The sequence below is a fragment of the Fusobacterium mortiferum ATCC 9817 genome (assembly GCF_000158195.2).
Taxonomy (GTDB): domain Bacteria; phylum Fusobacteriota; class Fusobacteriia; order Fusobacteriales; family Fusobacteriaceae; genus Fusobacterium_A; species Fusobacterium_A mortiferum.
Genome location: NZ_GL987988.1, coordinates 232,801 through 258,242 on the forward strand (window position 1 = coordinate 232,801; position 25,442 = coordinate 258,242).

Annotated in this window: 23 protein-coding genes; 19 read left to right on the top strand and 4 right to left on the bottom strand. The window is 29.4% G+C overall.

Features of this window, described 5'->3' with window-relative positions; genetic code table 11:
- Positions 1 to 7 precede the first annotated feature (7 nt).
- From FMAG_RS02125 to pfkB, 6 genes are all read left to right on the top strand, one after another.
- A complete protein-coding gene (locus tag FMAG_RS02125) occupies positions 8 to 1,459 on the top strand; it encodes a sulfatase-like hydrolase/transferase (protein ID WP_005883607.1) in 1,452 nt (483 codons plus the stop codon).
- 126 nt (positions 1,460 to 1,585) lie between these two features.
- Positions 1,586 to 2,326: a GntR family transcriptional regulator gene (locus tag FMAG_RS02130; protein ID WP_005883610.1), complete on the top strand. Its 741-nt coding sequence runs from the start codon at positions 1,586 to 1,588 to the stop codon at positions 2,324 to 2,326.
- A 63-nt stretch (positions 2,327 to 2,389) separates the two neighbouring features.
- On the top strand, positions 2,390 to 3,343 hold the full coding sequence (locus tag FMAG_RS02135) for an ROK family protein (RefSeq protein ID WP_005883612.1): 954 nt from the start codon (positions 2,390 to 2,392) through the stop codon (positions 3,341 to 3,343).
- 29 nt (positions 3,344 to 3,372) lie between these two features.
- Positions 3,373 to 4,515 carry an SIS domain-containing protein gene (locus FMAG_RS02140; protein WP_005883614.1) on the top strand — a complete coding sequence of 381 codons (1,143 nt, stop codon included), beginning with the start codon at positions 3,373 to 3,375 and terminating at the stop codon, positions 4,513 to 4,515.
- Between the two features lie 50 nt (positions 4,516 to 4,565).
- On the top strand, positions 4,566 to 5,417 hold the full coding sequence (locus FMAG_RS02145; protein ID WP_005883616.1) for a tagatose bisphosphate family class II aldolase: 852 nt from the start codon (positions 4,566 to 4,568) through the stop codon (positions 5,415 to 5,417).
- The gene (pfkB, locus tag FMAG_RS02150) at positions 5,417 to 6,349 is read left to right on the top strand and encodes a 1-phosphofructokinase (RefSeq protein WP_005883618.1); all 933 of its coding nucleotides are present in this window, start codon (positions 5,417 to 5,419) and stop codon (positions 6,347 to 6,349) included. The genes FMAG_RS02145 and pfkB overlap by 1 nt, the downstream gene beginning before the upstream one ends.
- A 97-nt stretch (positions 6,350 to 6,446) precedes the next feature.
- On the opposite strand, the gene FMAG_RS02155 is transcribed toward pfkB, so the two are convergent.
- From FMAG_RS02155 to FMAG_RS02165, 3 genes are all read right to left on the bottom strand, one after another.
- Entirely contained in the window at positions 6,447 to 7,886 is a 1,440-nt protein-coding gene (locus FMAG_RS02155) for a helix-turn-helix domain-containing protein (RefSeq protein ID WP_005883620.1), read from the bottom strand.
- Between the two features lie 80 nt (positions 7,887 to 7,966).
- Positions 7,967 to 8,548 carry a hypothetical protein gene (locus FMAG_RS02160; RefSeq protein WP_005883622.1) on the bottom strand — a complete coding sequence of 194 codons (582 nt, stop codon included), beginning with the start codon at positions 8,546 to 8,548 and terminating at the stop codon, positions 7,967 to 7,969.
- A gap of 21 nt (positions 8,549 to 8,569) precedes the next feature.
- Positions 8,570 to 10,102 (bottom strand): type 2 periplasmic-binding domain-containing protein, encoded by a 1,533-nt coding sequence (locus FMAG_RS02165; protein WP_005883624.1) that lies wholly within the window; start codon positions 10,100 to 10,102, stop codon positions 8,570 to 8,572.
- A gap of 503 nt (positions 10,103 to 10,605) precedes the next feature.
- Here FMAG_RS02165 and FMAG_RS02170 point away from each other — a divergent pair.
- From FMAG_RS02170 to FMAG_RS02190, 5 genes are read left to right on the top strand one after another with little or no spacing between them, the layout of a single operon-like run.
- Positions 10,606 to 12,015, top strand: a complete 1,410-nt coding sequence (locus FMAG_RS02170) for a sulfatase family protein (RefSeq protein ID WP_005883626.1) — start codon at positions 10,606 to 10,608, stop codon at positions 12,013 to 12,015.
- Positions 12,016 to 12,036: 21 nt separating this feature from the next.
- Entirely contained in the window at positions 12,037 to 13,227 is a 1,191-nt protein-coding gene (locus tag FMAG_RS02175; protein WP_005883627.1) for a glycoside hydrolase family 88 protein, read from the top strand.
- Positions 13,228 to 13,267: 40 nt separating this feature from the next.
- Positions 13,268 to 14,683 carry an MFS transporter gene (locus FMAG_RS02180; protein ID WP_005883629.1) on the top strand — a complete coding sequence of 472 codons (1,416 nt, stop codon included), beginning with the start codon at positions 13,268 to 13,270 and terminating at the stop codon, positions 14,681 to 14,683.
- 15 nt (positions 14,684 to 14,698) lie between these two features.
- Positions 14,699 to 15,337 carry a lactate utilization protein gene (locus tag FMAG_RS02185; protein WP_005883631.1) on the top strand — a complete coding sequence of 213 codons (639 nt, stop codon included), beginning with the start codon at positions 14,699 to 14,701 and terminating at the stop codon, positions 15,335 to 15,337.
- A complete protein-coding gene (locus FMAG_RS02190) occupies positions 15,337 to 15,918 on the top strand; it encodes an LUD domain-containing protein (protein ID WP_005883633.1) in 582 nt (193 codons plus the stop codon). The genes FMAG_RS02185 and FMAG_RS02190 overlap by 1 nt, the downstream gene beginning before the upstream one ends.
- A gap of 44 nt (positions 15,919 to 15,962) precedes the next feature.
- Here the strand turns inward: FMAG_RS02190 and FMAG_RS02195 are convergent, their stop codons facing one another.
- Complete coding sequence (locus FMAG_RS02195; protein WP_005883636.1) at positions 15,963 to 17,852, bottom strand: alginate lyase family protein; 1,890 nt, start codon at positions 17,850 to 17,852, stop codon at positions 15,963 to 15,965.
- A gap of 280 nt (positions 17,853 to 18,132) precedes the next feature.
- Here FMAG_RS02195 and FMAG_RS02200 point away from each other — a divergent pair, with 280 nt between their 5' ends.
- The 8 genes from FMAG_RS02200 to mrdA are packed head-to-tail and all read left to right on the top strand — an operon-like array spanning position 18,133 to position 25,429.
- Positions 18,133 to 18,747, top strand: coding sequence for a DUF445 domain-containing protein (locus FMAG_RS02200; RefSeq protein ID WP_005883638.1), 615 nt, complete (start codon positions 18,133 to 18,135; stop codon positions 18,745 to 18,747).
- Positions 18,748 to 18,757: 10 nt separating this feature from the next.
- The gene (ruvB, locus tag FMAG_RS02205) at positions 18,758 to 19,759 is read left to right on the top strand and encodes a Holliday junction branch migration DNA helicase RuvB (RefSeq protein WP_005883640.1); all 1,002 of its coding nucleotides are present in this window, start codon (positions 18,758 to 18,760) and stop codon (positions 19,757 to 19,759) included.
- Complete coding sequence (locus FMAG_RS02210) at positions 19,759 to 20,181, top strand: RrF2 family transcriptional regulator (RefSeq protein WP_005883642.1); 423 nt, start codon at positions 19,759 to 19,761, stop codon at positions 20,179 to 20,181. The genes ruvB and FMAG_RS02210 overlap by 1 nt, the downstream gene beginning before the upstream one ends.
- Before the next feature lie 9 nt (positions 20,182 to 20,190).
- Positions 20,191 to 20,904 carry an RsmE family RNA methyltransferase gene (locus tag FMAG_RS02215; RefSeq protein WP_005883644.1) on the top strand — a complete coding sequence of 238 codons (714 nt, stop codon included), beginning with the start codon at positions 20,191 to 20,193 and terminating at the stop codon, positions 20,902 to 20,904.
- Positions 20,891 to 22,189, top strand: a complete 1,299-nt coding sequence (mtaB, locus tag FMAG_RS02220) for a tRNA (N(6)-L-threonylcarbamoyladenosine(37)-C(2))-methylthiotransferase MtaB (protein WP_005883646.1) — start codon at positions 20,891 to 20,893, stop codon at positions 22,187 to 22,189. Before FMAG_RS02215 ends, mtaB begins: the two co-directional genes overlap by 14 nt.
- On the top strand, positions 22,182 to 23,150 hold the full coding sequence (locus FMAG_RS02225; protein WP_005883648.1) for a LytR C-terminal domain-containing protein: 969 nt from the start codon (positions 22,182 to 22,184) through the stop codon (positions 23,148 to 23,150). Before mtaB ends, FMAG_RS02225 begins: the two co-directional genes overlap by 8 nt.
- Positions 23,151 to 23,159: 9 nt before the next feature.
- The gene (locus FMAG_RS02230; RefSeq protein WP_005883650.1) at positions 23,160 to 23,573 is read left to right on the top strand and encodes a hypothetical protein; all 414 of its coding nucleotides are present in this window, start codon (positions 23,160 to 23,162) and stop codon (positions 23,571 to 23,573) included.
- Between the two features lie 2 nt (positions 23,574 to 23,575).
- Positions 23,576 to 25,429 carry a penicillin-binding protein 2 gene (gene mrdA / locus FMAG_RS02235; RefSeq protein ID WP_005883652.1) on the top strand — a complete coding sequence of 618 codons (1,854 nt, stop codon included), beginning with the start codon at positions 23,576 to 23,578 and terminating at the stop codon, positions 25,427 to 25,429.
- Positions 25,430 to 25,442 lie beyond the last annotated feature (13 nt).

Here is a 25,442-nt window from a genome sequence, read left to right on the forward strand (position 1 = left end):
ATATTAAATGAATAATATAGCTTTTATATTATTAGACCAAGTAAGAGTAGATATGCTTGGAACATATGGACATAAAATAGTAAAAACTCCAAATATGGATGCTATAGCAGCAGATGGAGTAAAGTTTAATAATGCTTTTACACCAGCTTCAGTGTGTGGTCCAGCAAGAACATCTCTTTTTACAGGACAGATGCCAAGTAATCATGAATTAATGAGAAATAGTGAAAAAGGTGGAGAGGGAGATCCTAAATTAGATAATCCTAATATCATAACTGAGATGGGAGATTATGCTAACTACTTAATTGGTAAATGGCATGTTGGAAAAACAGTACTCCCAAGAGATTTTGGATTTAGAGGACACAACTTTGATGGATATGGATATCCAGGAAGTGGAGTATACAAAAATATGGTATTTGCTCAAGGACCAAAACAGGAGCCAAGATATAGAGAGTGGTTAGAAGAGAAAGGATTTGAGATTCCAGAAGTAACAAGAGAGTATTTTGGAGAGAACCCACATCTTAGAGTTCAAGAGTTATGTGGATTATTAAGTGGACCAAGAGAAGCTTCATTACCATTCTTCGTAGTAGATGAAGCTAAAAAAGCTGTATTAGAAGCTAAAAAAGAAAATAAACCTTTCTTTGTATGGATGAACTTTTGGGGACCACATACACCATGTGTAATACCAGAGCCATATTATTCTATGTATAAGCCAGAAGATGTTGTGTTAGATGAGAGCTTTTATAATCCATTAGAAGGAAAGCCACTACACTATAAAGATATATCTAAAATGTGGGGAATGTGGAGTGCTTCAGAAGAGAGATGGAAAGAGGTAATCAGTAAGTTCTGGGGATATATAACTCTTATTGATGACGCTATTGGAGAGTTTGTAAAATTCCTTAAAGAAGAGGGATTGTATGAGAGTTTATTTATGGCAATAACTGCTGACCATGGAGATGCTATGGGAGCTCATAGAATGATAGAAAAGGGAGAGTTTATGTTTGATACAACATATAGAATCCCTATGATAATAAAAGATCCACTTTCAAATAGAAAAGGAGAGGAAGATAATAACTTTGTATATCTTCACGATTTAACTTCTACTTGTAATGAGGTAGCAGGGAAAAAAGCACCTGATTTCTTTGATGGAGAATCATTATTACCTATTTTAAGAGAGGGAAAAAATAATGATAGAAAAGGTGTATTAGGACAACTTGCTGGACATTTTGTGGCTTTTGAACAAAGAATGTGGAGAAGAGATGATTATAAACTTATCTTCAATGCCACTGATGTTGGAGAACTATATGATCTAAAAAATGACCCACAAGAGTTACACAATTTATTCTATGATGAGAAGTATTCTAAAATAAAAAGAGAGATGTTAGAAGAACTTCATGCTGAAATGGTAAAGATCAAAGATCCACTAGAAAACTGGTTATATAGAATAATCTATGAAATTTAATAGAGTTTAAATAAAAGGAGTTGTGGCAAATGATTTGTGACAACTCCTTTAAAATAAATTCTTGTAAAAAAGTGATAAAAGTGGTATTATCATAATAATTGGAAAATATTATGATGGAGGAATCTTATGTTATTAGGAAAAGAGAGGATTCCACTGTACTATCAATTAGCAGAGATTATAATAGGAGAGATAGAGAGTAAAGGGTTACATGAAAATGATAGGTTACCTGCTGAAAGAGAGTACTGTGAGAAATATAAATTAAGTAGATCAACAGTAAGGCAAGCTATAGATTATTTGGAGAAAAAGGGATATATATATAAAATTCAAGGAAGTGGAACTTTTGTTTCCTCTCAAAGATTAAAACAAAAACTTTTAAAATTTTATAGTTTTACAGAGGAAATGAAAAAACAAGGTAAAGTTCCTGAATCTAAAATTTTATCTTTTAAAGAAGTTGAAGCTAGTGAAAAAATTTCTAAAGAATTAAATATTGAAAAAGGAGATAAGGTTTTTGAACTGATAAGGCTTAGATTGGCAGATGGAGAGGAAATTATGTATGAAAAAACATACCTACCTGTGAAAAAATTTCCAAATTTATCAAAAAAAGATTTGCTAATTAGTCCATTATATGATATCCTACAAAGTAGATACAAGATGATATTCACAAAAGCCATTGAGAGATTTTCATTAGAAATTTCTGACAAAAAGGTTGCTGATGTACTTTCAATAGTAGAGGGAACACCAGTTATAAAGCTTCAGAGATGGACATATACAGGAATAGAGATTATCGAGTACACCATAAGTTCAGTTAGAGGAGATAGATTCGAATTTGAAGTTGAACTTGAGGAAGAGCAAAATAACAGACTCTAACGGGTCTGATTTTAATTAAAATAAAATTGGTACGGACAACAGTATAAATTTTAGGAGGAGAAGATGAATTATTTTGTAGGAATAGACATAGGTGGGACAAATGTTGAGATAGGTATTTTAAATGCTCAAGGAGATATTTTAGGAAAAGAGAGTATAAAAACTGAATCTAAAAAAGGAGCAGAGGATACTTTTAATAGAATTTGGAATAAGACAAAGGAATTAGCTGAAAAATTAAAAATTAAGGTAGAGGATATAGAAGCTATAGGATTAGGGATACCTGGACCAGTAGTGAATAACTCAGTGGTAAAAATAGCAGCAAACTTTTCATGGAATAACGATTTTCCTGCTAAGGATTTGATGGAGAAGGTAACAGGAAAACCAGTAAAAGTTGGAAATGATGTTAAGGTAATAGCTTTAGGAGAAACACTTTTTGGAGCTGGAAAAGGGTATAAAAATAGTATAACAATACCAATAGGAACAGGAATAGCAGCTGGAATAATAATAGATGGAAAAATATTAGAAGGAGCTGGAGGAGCAGCTGGAGAGTTTGGACATGTAGTGGTAAATAAAGAGGGGTATAAATGTGGTTGTGGACTTACTGGTTGTTTAGAAACTTATTGCTCAGCTACTGGTATAGTTAGAGAGGGAAGAAGAAGATTAGAGCTAGATAAAAATAATGCCTTATATGAAGTAATAGGTGGAGATTTAGAAAAACTAGAAGCAAAGCATATATTTGATTTAGCTAAAAAAGGAGATAAATTTTCAAGTGAGATTGTAGATTTCTTCTGTGAAAAATTAGCTGAAGGGGTAGGAATGCTTTTAAATATAATCAATCCAGAAATAATAATATTTACTGGTGGTGTAGCAAGAGCAGGAGAGATAATTACAGATGGTGTAAAAAAATATCTACCTAAATATGCATTAGGAATGACAATGGAAAACCTTATTTTTACATTTGGTAAGTTAGAAGAGGAAGCGGGAATAAAGGGAGCAGCAGCCCTTGTAATGAATAAATAAAATAAATTGAGGATAAAAGGAGAAAAAAGATGGAATTTAAAAATTGTGTAACTTGGCAAGAAATAATTCAACAACCTTCTATTTGGAGAGAGGAACTAGAAATAGTAAAAAATAACCTTAAGTCAATAGGAGCTTTTATTGAAAAAGTTCAAGGAAAAAAAGTAAAAGTAGTTTTTACAGGGGCAGGTTCTTCTGAATTTGTAGGAAATACTCTTTGTTCATATGTAAACAGCAAAGTAGATATAGATGTTTTATCAGTACCAACTACTGATATAGTATCTATGCCAGAACAATATTTAGAAGCAGATACAGCTACTATATTAGTTTCATGTGCTAGATCAGGGAATTCTCCTGAAAGTGTAGCTACAGTAAACCTAGCTGATAAATTAGTGAAAAATATTTATCACATCTTTATAACTTGTAATCCAGAAGGACATTTAGCAAAAATTTCTAAAGAGGGAGATAATAAATATCTTCTACTAATGCCTGAAAAAACAAATGATAAGGGATTTGCTATGACAGGAAGTTTCTCATCAATGGTAGTAGCAGGGGTATTAGTTTTACTAAGAAAAGATTTTGCTGAAATGGAAAGAAAAGTTACTTATGTAGCTAACTTAGTAGAAAAAAATCTAGAAAAAATATTAGCAGATGCTGAAACAATAACTGACTTAGATATAGAGAGAATAGTTTATTTAGGAGATGGAGCTTTAAAAGGATTAGCTGAAGAGGTATCTTTAAAAGTTCTAGAGTTAACAGGTGGAAAATTGGCTTCTTTCTATAACACATTTTTAGGATTTAGACATGGACCTAAATCAATAGTAAATGATAAAACAGCTATCGTATGTATGATGTCAAATAATCCATATACAAGAATATATGAATTAGACCTTTTAAAAGAGTTTAAAAATGAAGGTGGAAAGAAAAAAATAATCGTACTAGATACTGTATGTGATGAAGAGGTAAAAAATAACTGTGATTATTACTTCTCATTTGCTGATGAAAAACTAGGAGAGATTGAAGAGGTATTTGCGGGATTAGGATACCTAGTATATGGACAATTAATATCTTTAGTAAAATCTGCAAAATTAGGAATTAACCCTGATAATCCATGTCCTACAGGAGAGGTTAACAGAGTAGTTAAAGGTGTAATTATCCATGAATATAATAAATAATTTTTTAAAAAAGTAAATTTAAAATTTTAATAGATTTATAGGAGGAAAAAATGTTAGTATCAACAAGACAATTATTATTAGATGCTCAAAAAGGAAAATATGCTGTACCAGCTTTTAACGTACATAATATGGAAACAATTCAAACAGTAGTAGAGGCAGCTGTAGAGTTAAGATCTCCAATTATAGTTGCTGCAACTCCAGGAACAATGAAATATGCAGGACCAGAGTTTTTTATAAAACTTGTAGAAATTTGTGCAAATAAATATGATATCCCTATTGCTATGCACTTAGACCATCATGAGAGCTATGATGAGATAGTAAACGCTATTCAATTAGGAACTAAGTCAGCTATGATAGATGCTTCTCACTTTGATTTTGAAGAGAATATCAGAAGAGTTAAAGAGGTAGTAGATTATGCTCATAGATTTGATGTAACAGTAGAGGGAGAGTTAGGAGTTCTTGGAGGACAAGAGGACGACTTAGTAAGAGATGATAAAGATAGCAAATATACTAATCCAGTTCAAGCTAAAGAGTATGTAGAGAGAACAGGAATTGATTCTCTAGCAGTAGCTATTGGAACAGCTCATGGAGTATATAAAGAGGAGCCAAAATTAGATTTCGAAAGACTTGCAGAGATAAGAGCAGTTGTAGATGTACCATTAGTATTACACGGAGCTTCTGGAGTACCAGCTGATCAAGTTAAAAAAGCTATTGAATTAGGAATTACAAAAGTAAATATTGCAACAGAGTTAAAGATGCCATTTGCTGAAAAATTAAGAGAAGTATTAGTAAATAAACCAAATGAAAGCGACCCTAGAAAATATTTTGGACCAGCTAAAGAGGTTATGAAAAAAGTTGCTATGGAAAAAATCTTAATGTGTGGAAGTAACGGGAAAGCATAATGAGTAGAGTATTAACAGTTACTTTAAACCCAGCTATTGATGTGAGATATAATGTTGAAAATTTTAGATTAGGAAATGTCAACAGAACTCAAGGGATAGAAAAAAATGCTGGTGGAAAAGGAATAAATGTAAGTAGAATAATAAACCTTTTAGGTGGAGATATATTAGCAACAGGTATAGTTGGTGGATTTACAGGAAAACTTTTCTTAAAAAAATTAAATGAAAACTCTATAAAAAACAATTTTTTAGAGAGTGAGTATGAAACAAGAACATGTATTGCTATAATTGATGAGAAAATAGATGGAATTACAGAGATCCTAGAGTCTGGAAAAGGAGATATGGAAGTTTGTAATCTATTTATAAAAAAATATTTAGAAATATTAGAAGATAAAGAGATTAAAGTAATATGTGGTTCTGGAAGTTTACTAAAGGGAATAGACCCATTAGTTTATAATACTCTTATTGAAGAGGGAAATAAAAGAGGTATAAAATTTATTCTTGATACAAGTGGAAGTACACTAGTAAAGGGAATAGAAGCTAAGCCTTTCCTTATAAAACCTAATCAAGAGGAGTTAGAGGATATTTTAGGAAGAAAATTAAACTCTATTGAAGAGATAGCAGATGCAGCTAGAGAGCTTATGAAAAAAGGAGCTGAAAATGTTATGGTAACTCTTGGAGGAGCAGGAGCCTTACTTATAACACCAGAGAGAGTATATAGAGGAACATTTCCTAAAGTAGAGATAAAAAATACTGTTGGTTCAGGAGATTCAACAGTAGGGGGATTTGCTTATGCACTTTCTCAAGGAAAAGATTTAGCAGAGTGCTTTAGATTAGGAATAGCTTGTGGAACTACTAACGCTATGTTAGATTCTACAGGAACAATAGATATGGATATTTTAAATAATATTCTACCTAAAATAGAGATAAAATAGCTTTATAATAAAAGGAAAAAGTTTATTGTATTACCCTATAGGTTAACAAAACTTTTTCCTTTTTTCTTAAAGTAATTTACTGGCTAGGTAGTTACTATTATTCATTTAAACCAAAGTATTTCCCAGGAGAAACTCCCTCATATTTCCTAAAGATTCTTATAAAAGTATTTGAACTATTGTATCCAATTCTTTCGGCTAAATCTTTTATTTTAATATCTTTATTTTCAGCCATAATCTCTTTGGCTTTTTCTATCCTATAGATATTTAGATAGTTTTTAAAATTATCCCCCATAACTTTTTTAAATAAAATACTTGTATATTTAAAAGAGTGTCCTAGATAATCAGCAAGATTATCAAGAGAGATATCTATATGGTAATTATCTTCAAGATATTTTTCTATTTTATTTTTTATATCAGAGTTATCATCTTCATCTTTTTCTTTAGCTATTTTACATACATCTAGAATTTTTTCTTCAAATTTTTCTCTAAGCTCTTTTAAATCATTGGCTCTTAAAATTTCTTCACTACTAAAAATTTTAGGGTCAATATCTGAATTCATCTCTTTTAATTGAATTAAAATTCTTCCTAAACTATTATAAAGAAGCCCACTAAATTCTTTTAAATGTTTTTTATCAATATCTGCTGTGTTACTCTCATCAAATATTTCATCTAAGATTCTTTTAATTCCTATCTCATTAGCATTTAAAGTTTTAGTTATAAGCTTAGCTTCTATCTCAATAGGATAGTAATATTTCTTAGTTTGAGTTTCGTCTAAATCTTTAAGGAAAATAACTCTTTTTTGTTTGAATACAAACTTGTAATCTAATATTTTTTTAGCTTCTTTGTATGCTCTTGGCATCTCATTTAATTTAGCATATTCTTTTGTAATAGCAATAGAAAATGTCAATTTGAAGTTTCTTTCACAATGATTAGCAAGACAGATCATTACCTCTTCTAACTCTTCTTCGCTAAGTTTATCTTCTAAAATAATAGCAATACTCTTATAGTCTATATCTACTATTTCATAAATAACTTCCTCTTCAAAATATTTAGAAACAAACTCTTTAGAGATTTTAATCTTATCATAAATATTATCTGTAACTTCTACATCTAAAATTTCAAGAATTAAAACTCTATAGTTTTTTAAATTTAAAACAGGGATATTTGAGATAATATCTTGAATACTTTCTAAATTATTTAATCCAAGTAAAAAATCTTTAATTTTTTTTCTGTTTTGATAAACTTTCATATCACTAATAGTATATTCAAGATTTTTATTTTCTAATGTGATTTCCTCAATCTTCTGTTCTATAAATTTTACTTCTTGCTTGATATTTTTTCCTGAATAACCAATTTTAGTAGCTAAACTTCTAACAGGCTCAATTATAAAAAGTTTTAATAGATAGCATAAAAAGTATAATATTCCTGCTATTACAATAAGTTTAAATAATTCATAAGAAAAAATTTCAACCCTATTAATTTTAGGGAAACTATATATAAAATCACCGTTAAAATAACTTATTTTAAATTTAATCATTTTTTCTGGAATAATATCAGAAAAAGGAGGTTTTTTTCCTAGATTGATATTAAAATTTCCGTTAGTCAGATACCAGTTATCTAATTCAAAATATATTTCTGAAAAAAAGCTTCTCTATCTAAAGAGATTATCCAATAAATATTACTATTTTTCTCAAAACTTCCTTGATAAAATACAAAATTTATTTTTTCTCCCACTTTATTAAGAAATTTTTGTTTTTCTTCTAAATTTTCAGGAAAATCATTGTATTTGAAATATTGAGTTTTATCCATAACTCCTAAATTGGAAAAAACTAAATTTTCATTTTTTTCAAAAAATTCTATTGAAAATCCAAGTCTATTATATATAGTATTAGTTTTTTTCAAATATTCATAAAGTTTAATTCTCTTATATCTTTTTTCACTAATAGAAGAGTTTTCAGAAAAATATGCTTTAAATTGTGAACTAGTTTTTAACTCATAAAGAGTAATATTAAGAAAATTTAATTTTTTATCAATGCTCTGGTAAAGCTCTTCGGCTTTTTGTAAATTTTCTTTTTGGGTTTGATTGAGTATTTTATTAGTATTATAGATAGTCAATAAAAATATAATAAGGAAAACAAATATTGGAATAAGTTTATTTGAAATTTTATTCCAATACTCTTTTTTTAAAATAGTTTTCATAACACTCTCCTAAGCATAAAGTTAATTACTAGAAATAAATCTCTCATAAGCTTTTTGGTTTATTTCTAATGCTTCATTTAATCCAATATGTTTTAATTCTTTTAAAAAATTATCATATGTAGTATCGAAGTCTTCAACTCCTAATATCCATCTTTGACACATATCTTTAACAAAGGTATCTAATTTAGGTTTTATAGTTTGCAATTTTTCATTTTCAGCTAAGGTATATTTTAGTGTAGGCATAGGTTCTACTAAGAAGCCTTCTTGAGTATATCTTTTCATCCAAAAATTTGCATCAGTTTCTCCCCAAGCTTTTTCATACTCATAATCTTGAGGACCACCTATTCTAAATTGAACTCCCTCTTCTCTTAAAACTTGTAGAGGAGTTCTATTTTTATCCTTCATAACCTTCTTAGTAAAATATTTATTTCCATCAATATCTTTTAGAAATGTATCTCCCTCAATTCCCCAGTTAGCTAACTCATATCCTTTAGGAGAAAACCAATAATCAAAGTATTTTATAATAGATATAGGATCTTGAGCTGATTTAGTTATTCCCCAGCCACCTAAATAAGTTGGTCTAGCATCTGGAGCATAACGTTTACCTTTATATAGTGGGGGGTCAATAGCTATAAATTCAAAATTATTAACCTCTTCCTTTAATGAGGTATTATATGTACTTGTACTACTAAACCAATCAAATGTAGCTCCACCAAGGTTATTTTTTAAAATATAATCTCTTGTTTGAAACCCTCTTGTAAAAATTTCAGAATCAATTAATTCTTCACTATACCATTTTATAACTTCTCTAATAGCTTCTTTAAATCTTTCTTCTTTAGGACCAAATTTAACTTTATTTTCATCTATATAAAAACTTATTTCAGCTCCAAATAAACCTAAGAGCTCTTTTTCCACAAACTCTGTATTTCTTTCAAAATATGGAATCTCATCAGGTATTCCATTACCATTTGGATCTTGAGTTTTAAAAGCTTTTAAAGTTTTATAAAACTCTTCCATTGTATTAGGAACTTTTAAATTTAAGTTATTAAGCCAATCTCTTCTAATATAGAGCCCCTGGGAAGCTCTCATAGCATACCAATCATAATAATCTGGGATAAAATATATGTTTCCATCTGCAGAAATTGCATCTTTTTTATAACGTGGATATTTTTCAAAAAAAGCTTTAATATTAGGAGCATATTTATCAATTAAATCATTTAGAGGAAGTATTTTTCCATTCATTCCAAGCTCTTCAAGTTTATCTCCTTGACTTAATGAGATGATATCTGGTAACTCTCCAAAGGTAATCATTAAATTAAAAGCTTGTATTTCATCAGCAAGATTTTTTGAACCAATTCCTTTCAATTTAATATTCGTATCTTTAAATGCTTCCTTAAATACAGACCAATTTTCATTAAAAACTAAGTCATTATGTATAGCTAATATTGTAACTTCCAATGGCTTGTCAGTTATTTTTAAATTATCTTGAGAGTATGTTGGAATTATAAAAAAAATAATTTCTAATAAAATAAATAATGTTTTTTTTAATATCATAATCTCTCCTTTTCTTTCAATAAACTGCCACTTAACAAGTATTATTTTATCATAAATTTTTTGTTTTTTCTATGTCAAAATTCTAGAGGATATTTTTATAAAATTTTTTGAAAATATAGACGAAAAAATAATTTGTAAATTTTAATAAATTTTAAATATTAAGAGGAAGATAGACGAAATTATAAAAAATAACTGTTTGATAAGAAAAAAATACAATAAAAAATGAAAATAAAACATCAAAAAAAATGTACAAAAAAAGGAAAAAAATAAAAAATATAAAAAAAATAAACAAACAAAAAGGAGAAGAATACAGAAATAGAAATAATTTTAAAAAAATAACTCTAAAATAAAACATCATCATTATTCTATTTTGTATTGAAAGAGAATAATGATGATTTCGATATTCTATTTTGTATTAAAAAAGAATAATGAAGATTTACATTAAGCCGAAATTTTAATATTATGTTGATGTAAAGTGAAGATAAAAAGAGGGAGGATTAACTATGAAAAAACCAAATTTACTTTTTATATTTGCAGATCAATGGAGAAGAGATGCAATGGGATTTATGAAAAAAGATGAAGTAATAACTCCTAATATTGATTCTTTTGCAGAAGAAGCATTGAGTTTTGATAATGCTATGAGTGCATGTCCACTATGTTCTCCTAATAGAGCTACTATGTTTACTGGAAAATATCCAATAAGTCATGGTGTATGGACAAACTGTAAAAATGGTTTAAATAATGTATTTTTAAAAGAGGAAGAGATTACTCTAATGGATGTTTTAAAAAATAATGGATATACAACAGGGTATATAGGAAAATGGCATCTAGATCTTCCAGAGAGTAATTTAGTAGAAAATCCAAAATCTGGAGCAAGAGATTGGGACGCATATACTCCACCTGGAAAGAAAAGACATGGGGTAGATTATTGGTATTCCTATGGAGCTTATGATCATCACTTAGAACCACACTATTGGAATGATAGTGAGGAAATGATACAGGTAAAACAATGGTCTGTAGAGCATGAAACAGATAGAGCATTAGAGTTTATTGATAAAAACAAGGAAAATCCTTTTGCCTTGATAGTTTCATGGAATCCACCACATACACCACTTGATTTGGTACCACAAAAATATGTAGATATCTATGCTGGTAAAAAATTTAAGGTAAACCCAAATGTTCTTTTAACTGATGTAACTGACCATACAGAGTCAGTAAATCCAAGACTTAATTTCACTGATGATGAGTATCAGGAGATAATGAGAAAATATTTTGCAGCAGTAACTGGAGTAGATGAAAACTTTGGAAGACTATTACAAAAATTAAAAGATGATGGACTTTATGATGATACAATAATCGTTTTAACAGCTGACCATGGAGAGTTACTATGTGCTCATAGACTATGGAGTAAGCATGTATGGTATGAGGAATCAGTAGCAGTTCCTTTTATAATAAAGTATGGAGATAGATATATAAAAGGAAGAACAGAAAGTGTATTAAATGGAGTAGATATAATGCCTACAATACTTTCACTTATGGGGTTACCAATTCCTAATACTGTGGAAGGAGTAGACTTAAAAGAGGTTATACTTACAGGAGATAAGAAAGAAAACTATGCAATACTTTCTGCATATCCTGGACAAGCGAGAGCTGTAAAAGGTTTTGAAGAGGTAGGAGAAAAAAATATAGATTATGGTTGGAGAGCTGTAAGAAGTGAGAGATATACCTATGTAATCAATAGAGGATATAGACTAGATTATGGAGTGGAAAGATTACTTTATGATAATATAGCAGACCCATATCAACTAAATCCAGTAAAAATAGATAAAATAGAAGAAAATCCATTGGCTGAAAAATTTGAGAAAATTTTAAAGGAATGGGCAAATAAGTATCAAGATAATTTTAAATTTTAAATAGTTGTAGGAGGAAATAAGATGGAATTAACTAAAGAGATGAGAGAAAGATTTTCAAAAGATGTAGAATTACCAAGAGAGATGCTATTTGGAGCATTACATGAAGCATTAAAAAAGATAGATGGAAATTGTAAAACATTTATCAATACATACCCAAGACCTTGTAGTACTAACTATATCTATCCTGGAATATTAAATGGAGGAGAATGGGACGACTGGACTAGTGGATTCTGGACAGGAATGTTATGGCTAGCTCATGAAATAACAGGAGAAAAGAGATATAAAAATGTAGCTCAATTTCAAATAAAATTTTATGATGAGAGAATAACAAATAAAGTAGGAGTAAACCATCACGACTTAGGATTTTTATATACTCCATCAGCAGTAGCAGGATATAAAGTAGCGGGATTAGAAAGAGCTAAAGTAGCAGCATTAAAAGCAGCTGATCATCTATTAGGAAGATTTAAAGAAAAAGGAGAATTTATTCAAGCATGGGGAGATTTAGATGATCCTAATGCATATAGATTAATAATAGATTGTAATATGAATGTACCTTTACTATTTTGGGCAACAGAGGTAACAGGAGATCCTAAATATAGAGAGGTAGCTACAAAACATATCAATACAGCAGCAAGTGTAGTGGTAAGAGATGATAGTTCAACACACCACACATTCTTCTTTGACCCAGAAACTGGAAAACCAACAAAAGGAGTAACAGCACAAGGAGCATCAGATGAATCAGCTTGGGCAAGAGGACAAGCATGGGGAGTATATGGATTCCCACTAGCATATAGTTACCTAAAAGATGAAAAATTTGTAACACTATTTAAGAGAGTAACAAACTACTTCTTAAATAAATTACCAGCAGACAGCGTATGTTACTGGGATTTAATGTTTGATGATAATTCTGGAGAAGAGAGAGATACATCAGCAGCAGCAATAGCAGTATGTGGAATGTTAGAGATGTTAAAATATTTACCAGATACAGACCCAGATAAGAAAATTTATAAGAATGCTGTAAATACAATAATGAAATCATTAATAGAGAAATATACAACAAAGGATATAGAATATTCAAACGGATTGTTAACTCAAGCAGTATATAGTAAACCACATGGTTCAGGAGTAGATGAGTGTTGTATATGGGGAGATTACTTCTATATGGAAGCACTAGTAAGAATAATGAAGCCAGAGTGGAAAATGTACTGGTAATAAATTAAAATAATATAGGAATATTGAGGAGAATAAAACAATGGAAACGAATAAAACTATAAGACCTTTTGGTATGAGAGATAAGATAGGTTATCTTTTTGGAGATTTTGGAAACGACGTAATGCTTATATTTGTAAGCCAATTTTTAATGGTATTCTATACACAAGTATGGGGAATGAAGCCAGCAGTAGTAGGAACAATGTTTCTAGTGTCAAGACTAGTAGATGCTTTTACAGATATAACTATGGGAAGAATAGTTGATACTGCTCCACAAGGTAAAGATGGTAAGTTCAAAAAGTGGATAAGAATAATGGCAGCTCCAGTTGCTATTGCAAGTTTCTTAATGTATCAATCATTCTTAAGAGATTATCCAATGATTGTGAAAATAGTATATATGTATATAACTTACTTATTATATGGAAGTATTTGTTTTACTGGAATAAACATTCCTTATGGAGCAATGGCTTCAGCTATAACTGACAAACCAGATGAGAGACAATCACTTATTACATTTAGAGCAATGGGAGCATATATTGGAGAGTTTTTAATAGGATTCTTTGGACCATTAGTAATCTATCAACGTATAATAACAGATGAAGGAGTTCAAGTAGTTATCAGAAATAATGGAAATATATTCCCAGTTGCAGCTGGAGGAATATCTTTAATAGCAATAGTGTGTTACTATATCTGTTATACTTGTACAACAGAACGTATAAAAGTACCTGCATTAAGTAAAGAGGGGGTATCTTTTGCAAGCTCTGTTAAGATGATATTTAGCAACCGTGCTATGATAGGAATACTAGGAGGAACTGTATGTTTAATATTTGGTAACCTATTAACTGGTGGAGTAAATGCTTATCTATATGCTTACTATTTCAAAATGCCAGAAGCACTTTCAACATATAATGCTATTAAATTAGGAGTAGCTTTAGCAATGGCAACAGGAGTTACTTTAGTAGTTAAGAAAATTGGAAGAAGAGAGTCTATCAGCGTGATGGCAGGGCTTGCTTCATTAGTATTTGTTTTATTATTCTTCTTAAGAATAAAAAATCCTTGGGTATATGTTGCTATTTCATCAGTTGGATTCTCAGGAGTAACTTTCTTTGGATATACAGTATGGGGAGCTATCATAGATGTTATTGATGACGCAGAGATTAAAAGTGGAAAAAGAGAAGATGGAACACTTTATGCTATCTATTCATTCTCGAGAAAAATTGGACAAGCTCTTGGAAGTAGTATAGTAGGATATGCTCTTGCAATTATAGGATTCCAATCTGGAGTAAAAGAGCAAACACAAGAAGTTTTAAATGGAATCTATAACTTAGCAACTGCTGTTCCTGCAACATTATTCTGTTTAGTTGTGTTAATGTTTATGTTAGTATATCCACTATCTAAGAAGAAAGTTAACGAGAATGCAGAAATTTTAAGATTAAAAAGAGAAGCGAAAAATAATTAATTCTCTGGAGGAATTATGCAGAATATAAAAGCTCTATTTAGGGAAGAAAAAATAAATAAAACTATTGAAAATTTAAAAAATAATGGATTTGATGTAGTATTAGTAAATAATGTAGAAGAAGCTGAAAAGCTTACATTACAAGAGATACCAAGAGGGAGTTTTATAAGTATGGGAGGCTCTGTTACTTTAAATATGACAGGGCTTCTACAAAAATTTAGAAGTGAAGAGTATTCTTTCTTTGAAAGATTTGCTCAACCTACTTGGGAAGATACAGTAAAAGTTATGAGAGAATCTCTTTTAAGTGATTACCTTGTAACAGGAACAAATGCTATAACTGAAGATGGAAAATTGTTACAAGTGGACTCTGGTGGGAATAGAGTAGCAGGTATGGCATATGGTCCAAAAAATGTTATAGTTATAAGTGGAATAAATAAAATAGTAGCTGATACTCATGAGGGACTTGAAAGATTAAAATATGCAGGACCTTTAAACTCTAAAAGATTAAATCATAAAACACCTTGTAATATAAGTGGAAAATGCGAAAACTGCTCTACTCATATGAGAATGTGTAATTTTATATCTATTATTTCAAACGGTAAAAGACCTTTTGGAAATGTAAAAGTAATTTTAATAAAAGAGGAATTGGGATACTGATGGATAAAAATATATTATGGTATAAGAATAAGAGAGTTGAAGAGTTGAGTAGAATATTATTAAATAAAGAGTATTTAATATATTGTGTAGAGAGTTTAGAAGAGGGAAAAGAAAGAATAATCTCTTTACTTAACAAAGATAAAACAGTAGCTCTAGGAGATACTTGGGAATTAAATACAGAGGAATTCATAGAGAGATTAAAAGAGTGTAAATTTTTTAACTATATGGAAGCTGGAGAAAAGAAAGAAGAGATAAAAAGAGATTCTTTAACAGCGGAGATAGCTATATTAGAAGGGGAATTTATAACTGAAGATGGACAGATAGTTATGGTAGGAGATTATAATACAAGTTCTGCACTATTTGGTGCTGAAAATATAATTATACTTCTGTCTGAAAATAAAATTGTTAAAAATTTAGATATAGCCTTAGATAGAGTTGAAAAATTAAAAAAATACTATAAATTAAAAAATGAAAAATTAGGAAATCTGAATGATGGATTAAGTATTGGAGTTATTGAGAATGGAAGAAAGTTCAATAAAAGAATAACTTTAATATTTACATTAGAGGATACTGGGTTATAAAATAAAGAGCAAGTAACTTTATAGTTGACTTGCTCTTTTTATATTTAATATTTTAGAACTCTTAATTTTCCGTTTAAGAAAAAGGCAGTTTTACCGTAGAAAAGAGTATCATTTAATTTATAAGTTTTCTTTTGATTATTAATTTCCTTTGTAGAATTGAAGAAAATAATTTCATCATTATCTAAAGAGATTTTAATAGCTTTAGATTCATTTTCCTCAACTAAATCATCATTTCCTCTTCTCACTTGGATTTTCTCCAATTCAAAATCTTTAGGAGAGATTACAGTTATTATTGTAGTAGCTCCACTATTTAAAAAATTAGTAGTGATACGTTTACTAGGTTGGAGCTTATTATATTCTTTAGAGATTTGAATATCTTTTATATCAATATCCAATTTATCAGACCACTTCATAAATAGAGTATTTTTTCCTTGAAGGGTAACAGAGTTATTCTCAATAGTTGGAGTAATCTTATCATCAAGGTTAAAAAATTGAGAGTACTTATGTTCTCCTGATGTATTAAACTGGTCTACTATAATCCATAGCTTTGGTTTTAGATAAAAGATTTTTCTCATAGGAATAACGGGATTAGGAAGATTAAGATATCCTAAATGAGCTCCCTCTACATAGTCAAAATTTTTATTAAATTTATAATAATTATTTAAGGGAAGAGCAGCTTCAACTATTCCCCAAGCACCTTTAAATTTAGAAAACATCTCATCATCTACAATAGTTGTATTATGAGCATAACAATTTTTCAATTCTACTCTTACAGGATTTTCTTCCACATAGGTATATCTACCAGAATCAATTAAGAAATCTTCTCCCTGATAGTTTAAATCGAAATGGAGTAAATTAGCATGTCCATGTCCACTTCCAATAGCTCCACAGTTAAACCATAGATAGTTCCCATCTTCGTGAAAAGAGTTACGTAGGAAGAAGTTTCCACTCTCTTCAAGAGCCATAGAAGGATATTTAGGATAGTTAGTAGGAATACTAGGATAATTTTTTATACTTTCTTCATCTAATTCCCAGATAGATTCAAAATCAATTTCAGAATACCCTGCAGATTTTAGAGTTCCATCTTTTAAAATAGCAGCACATCTAGTAATAATATCTCTTAAATCTGTATAATCACTATCTCCTTGCATAGGTTGAGTATGGCTAGGTTTTTTCATAGCCATATTTGAGTATCCTATTTTAGATATTGTTCTTTTTAAAAATGGTGGAATAGAAAATTTATACTTTTTAAAATTTATTGCCACTTCAAGAATACAGTTTAAAACTTCATTTTGATACATAGGAGATTGTTCCCAATGTACTCCATCTGGTAATATTTGAATAGCACATTGATGTTTCAATCTTTTTAATGGTATAGAAAAATAATCAGTATCAGTGAGGTGGTAATAAAAAGCAAAAGTAATAAGTCCACAATTTTGTAAAACACCCCAATTACTTAAAATTCTAAAATCATCATAAACTTCAAGTAACACATCACATTGTTGTTTTAAAGATTTAAATATTTTTGTTTTAAACTCTTTATCAAAAGTATAATCTTTTTCAAAAATTTCTAAAGTTTTAATCCAGTTGATACATCTAAGTCCCATTTCAATAGTTCGAGAACAATCTTTATACTCTTCAGAAAAGATATCTACACTATCAATCCAAGAATTTATTTGTCTGATAAAAGTATCTAAATATTTTTTATCTTTTGTAAGATGATAGGCTTTGGCTAAGAAAGTCCAGAATTTATGTCTATTCATCATAAAGGTCCACTCTGGATCATCAAAAGGGATATGATTCCATTTTATATCATTATCAAAAGTTACTGGAGTTTTACAAACTTCCATATCCCATTTGTGGTTAAAAATAAAGGTATTACAGCAAATCATATCAGCTGTTTCTATTAATGTTTCTTTAGTCATATCTGCCATATTTTCCTCCTAAATATTTGTTATATATTTATTTTAAAAAATAAAATAGGATATGTAAATCTTTGTTTTTCTTTATCTTTTTTTAGAAAAAAATGTAGATAAAATAGAAATAGAAAATTAAATATAGAAATTTGAATATAAAAAAAATAGTAGTTTTATCCTTAATAATATAGGATAATATAATTGAAAAAATCCTGTTTTTATGATAAAATAGTTTACTGGAATGGTAAAAAAATACAGGAAATATTTAAAAATAAAAAGAGAAATAAAGGAGTAAAAATTGAATACAGAATTATTTATAAAATTACTGTTGATAGTAGGAATAGGAGCAGGAATTGGTTGGGTAACTAACTATGTTGCAATAAAAATGTTATTCAGACCATACAAAGAGATAAACTTAGGATTATTTAAAATACAGGGGCTTCTACCTAAGAGAAAGCACGAGATAGGAGAGAGCATAGCCGAGGTTATTCAAACTGAGTTAGTTTCTTTACAAGAGATTTTAAAATCTTTAGATGGGGAGAAACTTGAAAAAGAGATGAGTGCGGTTATTGACAGAATTTTAGAAGAGAAACTTCAAAGTGAAATAACAAGAAATTTTCCTATGTTAGCTATGTTTTTAAGTAGTGATATGCTAGAAAAAATAAAAGGTATAATAAAAAATTCAATTTTAGAAAATAAAGATAATATAGTTGAGATGTTTTCAAATTATTTAAAAGGGAATGTAGATTTTAAAGGAATTATTGTAAAAAATGTAGATGCCTTCTCATTAGAAAAATTAGAAGAGGTAACATACACTTTAGCAGCGAGAGAGTTTAAACATATTGAAGTAATAGGAGCAATATTAGGAGCAATTATTGGTTTTGTTCAATTTATCATTGGAATGATAATGTAAGGAGAAATAAGTGGAGAGAGTAGTAGCAAATGAAGAGTTTGAAAATGAGATAGAGGTACAAAAAAGTCTAAGACCAAAAAGTTTTAGAGAGTATATAGGACAGGAGTCTTTGAAAGATAAGATGTCAATATATATAGAGGCAGCTAAAAGAAGAGGAAGTTCTGTAGACCATATACTATTATATGGACCTCCTGGACTTGGAAAAACTACTCTAGCTGGGGTTGTTGCCAATGAGATGGGAGCAAATCTTAAGATAACTTCTGGTCCAGTACTAGAAAGAGCAGGAGATTTAGCAGCAATACTTACATCTTTAGAGGAGAATGATATATTATTTATAGATGAAATCCATAGATTAAATAATACAGTGGAAGAGATACTTTATCCAGCTATGGAAGATGGAGAGTTAGATATTATAATTGGGAAAGGACCATCTGCTCGTTCTATCAGAATAGAGTTGCCTAATTTTACATTGATAGGAGCTACTACAAGAGCTGGACTTTTAAGTTCTCCACTTAGAGATAGATTCGGAGTTACTCATAGAATGGAATATTACACTGAAGAGGAGTTAGCTCAAATCATACTTCGTGGGGGAAAAATTTTAGGAGTAAAGGTGGAGAGAGAGGGAGCTTTAGAGCTTGCTAGTAGAAGTCGTGGAACTCCAAGAATTGCCAATCGTCTTCTAAAAAGAGTAAGAGATTATTGTGAGATAAGAGGAAATGGAGTAATTACTAAAGAAATTTCTATGAAGGCATTAGATATATTAGGAGTAGATTCAGTGGGATTAGATGATTTAGATAGAGATATAATCAATGCTATAATAGACAATTATGGTGGAGGACCAGTGGGGATAGAGACATTATCGTTACTTTTAGGTGAAGATAGAAGAACTTTAGAAGAGGTATATGAACCTTACTTAGTAAAAATTGGATATATTAAAAGAACTAACAGGGGAAGAGTTGTTACAGAGAAAGCTTATGAGCATTTTAAAAGAGTGAAGGAGCAGGATAAGTAATGAAGATAAGTACAAGAGTTAGATATGGATTAAAGGCTTTAGTATATATAGCCGATAAAAGTAGTGAAAATAAATTAGTAAGAATAAAAGAGATATCTGATGAACAAGGAATATCAGTTCAATATTTAGAGCAGATACTATTTAAGTTAAAAAATGAAAATATAATAGAGGGAAAAAGAGGACCTAATGGTGGATATAGACTAGCCAAGGAACCTAAAGAGATTACATTGCATCAACTTTATAAGATATTAGATGAAGAGGAAAAAGTGATAGATTGTAATGAAAGTGAGGAGCATAAAGCAGTATGTAGTGATGGAACTTGTTCTGGAAAATGTATCTGGGGAAAATTGGACAATGCTATGACTAAGATACTAGAAGAAACAACTTTAGATGAATTTATAAAAAATAAAGATATGATATAGGAGAATCCTATGATAAGTGTTATAATATCAGAAGAGAATATTTTAGAAAATAAGATTATAATAGATGAAAAGGGAGATGTCAATCATCTAAAAAATGTTTTTAGAGTAAAAATAGATGAAAAAGTAAGAGCAGTAGACGGAGAAAAGGAATATCTTTGTAGAGTAGCAGAGTTAGATAAAAAAAGTGTAACTCTAGTTATAGATGAGATTTTTGAAGATAGATTTTCTACTAAGGTAAAGATAGATGCTGCTATTGGAATATTGAAAAATGATAAGATGGATTTAACTATCCAAAAACTTACTGAGATAGGAATAAATAAAATAATACCTTTGAGTACTAAAAGAGGAGTAGCAAAGGTAAGTGAAAAGAAAGATAAATGGGATTTAATTGTGAGAGAGGCTTTGAAACAGTGTCAAGGAGTGAAGCCTCTAATTATTGATGAAGTAACAAAAATAGAAAAATTGAAGCTGGAAGATTATGATTTAGTAATTGTTCCCTATGAGTGTGAAGATGAGTATACTTTAAAAAATCTTTTAAGAAAGCAGACAAAAGAGTTAAAGAGTGTTTTATATATAGTAGGACCAGAGGGTGGTTTTGATATTGAAGAGATAGAGTATCTAAAACAAAAGGGTGCTAATATAGTAACATTGGGAAAAAGAATTCTAAGAGCAGAGACAGCTTCTATTGTAGTAGGAGGAGTTTTAATCAATGAATTTCAATAAAAGAGTAGCTTTTTATACTCTAGGTTGTAAAGTAAATCAATATGAAACTGAGAGTATAAAAAATCAACTTCTTCAAAAGGGGTATACAGAAACAGCTTTTGAAGATGAGGCAGATATCTATATAGTAAACTCTTGTACTGTTACTAGTGTAGCAGATAGAAAAACAAGAAATATGTTGAGGAGAGCTAAAAAAGTAAATCCTCACAGTAAAGTAATAGTTACAGGATGCTATGCTCAGACTAATAGTAAAGAATTACTAGAGATGGAAGATATAGATTATGTAATAGGAAATAAATATAAAAAAGGGATAGTAAATTTTATAGAAGATATTGAGAATAGGACAATGGATAGATTGAAAAATGACAATATCTTTGATGAGTATGAATACACAGAGTATGAGTTTGCTACTCTAAGAGAGATGTCAAGAGCATACGTTAAGATACAAGATGGATGTAATAATTTTTGTTCATATTGTAAAATACCTTTTGCAAGAGGAAGAAGTAGGTCAAGAAAAAAAGAGAATATCTTAAAAGAGATAGAAAAACTTGTAAATGAAGGATTTAAAGAGATAATCTTAATTGGAATAAATCTAGGAGCTTATGGAGAGGATTTAGAAGAGGATATAGATTTTGAAGATCTGTTAGAGAAGATTTTACAAGTAAAGGGATTAGAAAGAGTCAGAATAGGTTCTGTATATCCAGATAAAATTTCTGATAGATTTGTAGATATGTTTAAATATAAAAATCTGATGCCACATTTACATATATCTCTTCAATCATGTGATGATACAGTTTTAAAGATGATGAAGAGAAAATATGGAAGTGATTTGATAGAAGAGAGACTTCTAAAGTTAAAAAACAGTGTAGGGAATATGGAATATACAGCTGATATTATAGTAGGATTTCCTGGAGAGAGTGAGGAGATGTTCCAAAACTCTTATAATCTTATAGAGAAAATAGGATTTTCAGGATTACATATTTTCCAATACTCTGATAGAGAAAATACTGTTGCTAGTAGATTAGAAAATAAGATTGACTCAAAAGTGAAAAAAGAGAGAGCAGATAGATTAGAAGAGTTAAAGAAAGAGATGGCTATAATTGAAAGAGAAAACTATATAGGAAAATCTTTAAAAATTTTAATAGAGGAAGAGATAGATGGGTATCTATATGGTTATAGTGAAAACTACTTGAGAGTAAAAGTAAAAGGGGACAAAAAAATGATTAATGAGATAATAGAAGTAAAGATTACCTCATTAGAAAAGGAGTTGTTAGTAGCAGATGAATAAAAGAGTGAGAGCAATATTTACAGTAATTTTAATAATAGTTGCATTAGGTGGATTTTTATTTGTAAATTCAATGAGAAAGAATCCAGAGCTAGATAAAAATAGTAGCTACTTAATAATAGGAAAAGAAAATCTTATAGCTGTGTACCAAGATAAATTAGCAGTAAGAATTCCTTTTGAAATAAATATTGATAAAGATACAACTGTAAGAGATTTAGTTGCTAATAAAAATGAAGAAGAAGTTTTAAAAACTATAAATAAATTATTGCCAGTTCAAGTAAATAATTATATGACAGTTAAGTTTGGACAAGTAAAATTAAATGTAAAAAATGCTAAAAATATTCCTGAAACAACAGTGGATAATAAAAGATATATAATAACATCTAGCTTATACTCTATGTATGATTCTTTGTACAATGAACAACAAAATAAAAATGAAGTAAATGAAAATATCATAGTGGATGTATTGAATGCTAATGGAATAAATGGATATGCTAGAAGAACAGGAGAGAATATTAAAAATAAATTAGGAATGAAATATAATGCTGCTAACTATGAGAAAAATTTAGAAGAGAGTTATATTATATTAAATGATATCTCAATAGAAAAAGCTCAAGATATAGTTATGCAATTGAATGAAAAATATTTTAAAATTCAACAGGTACCAACTATTCCAACACTTGCTAATATAGTAGTAGTGTTAGGACAAGAGAAAAATATAGATTTTACAATAGAGGTAGCTGGAGAAAATAATGCAACTGTTCAAAGTATAAGTAATGAATTAAAAAGAGAAGGATATAGAAAAGTTGAAAGTGAAAAAGATAAAATAAAAGTTGAGAGTTCTTTTGTAGAATATGCTTCTGAAGATTATTTTATAGCTTATAAGATAGCAAAAACTTTAAATATAGATAGTTTAATAGAAAATAATAATTTAAAAAATAAAATAAGAGTAATAACAAAGTAGTGAGAGAAAATGGTTTATTTAATTTCTTTTTTTCTAATTGTAGTTGAAGTGAGTTTACCTCTTACTGCTAATATGTATGGAGTTACATTACCATTTTTAACTTATTTAGTAAGTTTAAAAAAGGAAAAAGAGATAGGACTTGTTATTCTTGTAATTTTGATACGTTCTTTGCAAACAAATAATTTTTTTGAGATACTTATTATATTATTACTTGGTTATTATTTATTTTATTATTTATTTACACATCTAACTTATGGAAAAGCAAATATCATTCTAATTTCATTGTTACAGTTAGGAGTATATGCAGCTCTTTCTATAAATAGATTGAAAAAAGAGTATGTTATTGCAAATATTTGTATTTTTATAGTTTTAAACTTTATTTATGTAAAAATTTCAAAGAAAAGGGAAAATATTAAAGGATAATTATGAAAAAATTGAAGAGAAGGAATATTAATATAAAACTTGGAGAGGAGAATAACTCTAGAAATATAATATTAAAAGCTTTTATGTTATTAGTCTTTTTATTAATGGGGTTAAGAATTTTTTATTTACAAGTTTTAATGGGAGATAAATATTCCTATCTCTCTCAAAGAAATAGAATAAAGATAAAGGAGATAGAAGCTCCTAGAGGAAAAATATATGATAGTAAGGGAAGACTTATAGTAACTAATGGTTCTGGATATAGATTAGTTTATCTCCAAGAGAGAAAACAAACACCAGAGGTATTGAAAGAAATTAGTGAAATTACAGGCTATAGTGAAGATTATATATCTAAAAGAATAAAATATGGAGAGATATTTCCATATACAAGAGAGAATGTCATAATTGATGATTTAAAACCAGAGATAGCTCATAAATTGATAGAGCAATTAATAGATTATCCATATCTTCAAGTACAGACTTATTCAAAAAGAAGATATCTTTTTGATGATGTAGCAGCCCATAGTATAGGATATGTAAAAAAGATATCTGAAAAAGAGTATGAAAAATTAAAAGATGAAGGATATGGACCAAGGGATATTATTGGAAAAGATGGACTTGAAAACAGATATGATAGAGAACTTCAAGGGGAAGATGGGTATGAATATATAGAAGTTAATGCCCTTAATAAGTTACAGAGAAAAATCGAAGAAAAAAAGAATCCAATTCCAGGAAAAGATATGCATATAACACTGGATATGGAACTTCAAGAATATATGGAAAAACAGTTTGAAGCTGATGGAAGAGCAGGAGCTTTCATAGCTTTAAATCCCAAAAATGGAGAGATACTTACAATGGTAAGTTATCCAACATACTCATTGAATATGTTTAGTTCACAAATATCCTATGATGAATGGGATAAGATAATAAATGATCCTAGAAAGCCACTTTCTAATAAGGCAATAGCAGGAGAATATCCACCAGGTTCGGTATTTAAAGTGGTATCGGCAATAGCTTTTTTAGAAAATGGTGTAGACCCAAAAGAACAATATTATGATAAAACTGGATATTATCAAATAGGAAAATGGAAATGGAGAGCTTGGAAAGCTGGAGGACATGGATATACAGATATGAAGAAATCTATAGTAGAATCTGCGAATCCATATTATTATAAATATTCAGATAAGATTGGACATAAGCCAATTATAGATGTAGCTGCTTCTTTTGGGCTAGGAGAGAAAACTGGAATTGATATTCCAGGAGAAAAAAAAGGTTTGCTTCCTGACACAGCTTGGAAAAAGAAGATGATAGGAAGTGGTTGGTTTAAAGGAGATACCATACTATTATCAATAGGGCAAGGGTATCTTTTGGTTACACCATTACAAATAGCAAATCTCTATGCAGCAATAGCAAATAAAGGGGAGATATATACTCCGCATTTAGTGAAGGAATTTAAAGATTCTAAAGGAAAAAGCTACCCTATAGAGCTATATAAAAAAGAGATTAAGTATTATCCAAAGTCATACTATAATATTCTAAATGATGCTTTGATAGCTACAGTATCACAGGATAATGGAACTACGAAAGTATTAAGAACAAAAGGAATGAAAGTAGCAGCTAAAAGTGGTTCAGCACAGAATGCTCATTCAAAAATAACTCATGCTTGGGTAGCAGGATATTTTCCAGCAGATGATCCAGAGATAGTTTTTGCAACTATCTTAGAAGGAGCTGGAGGAGGAGGAGCAGTAGCTGGAGGAATGGCTAGAAAATTTATAGATAAATATCTAGAGATAAAAAATAGACCAACTGAAGTTCCACAAGAGGGGAGAAAAATAGAAAATGATGAAAAAGATTTGTAATGGAGGGAGATTT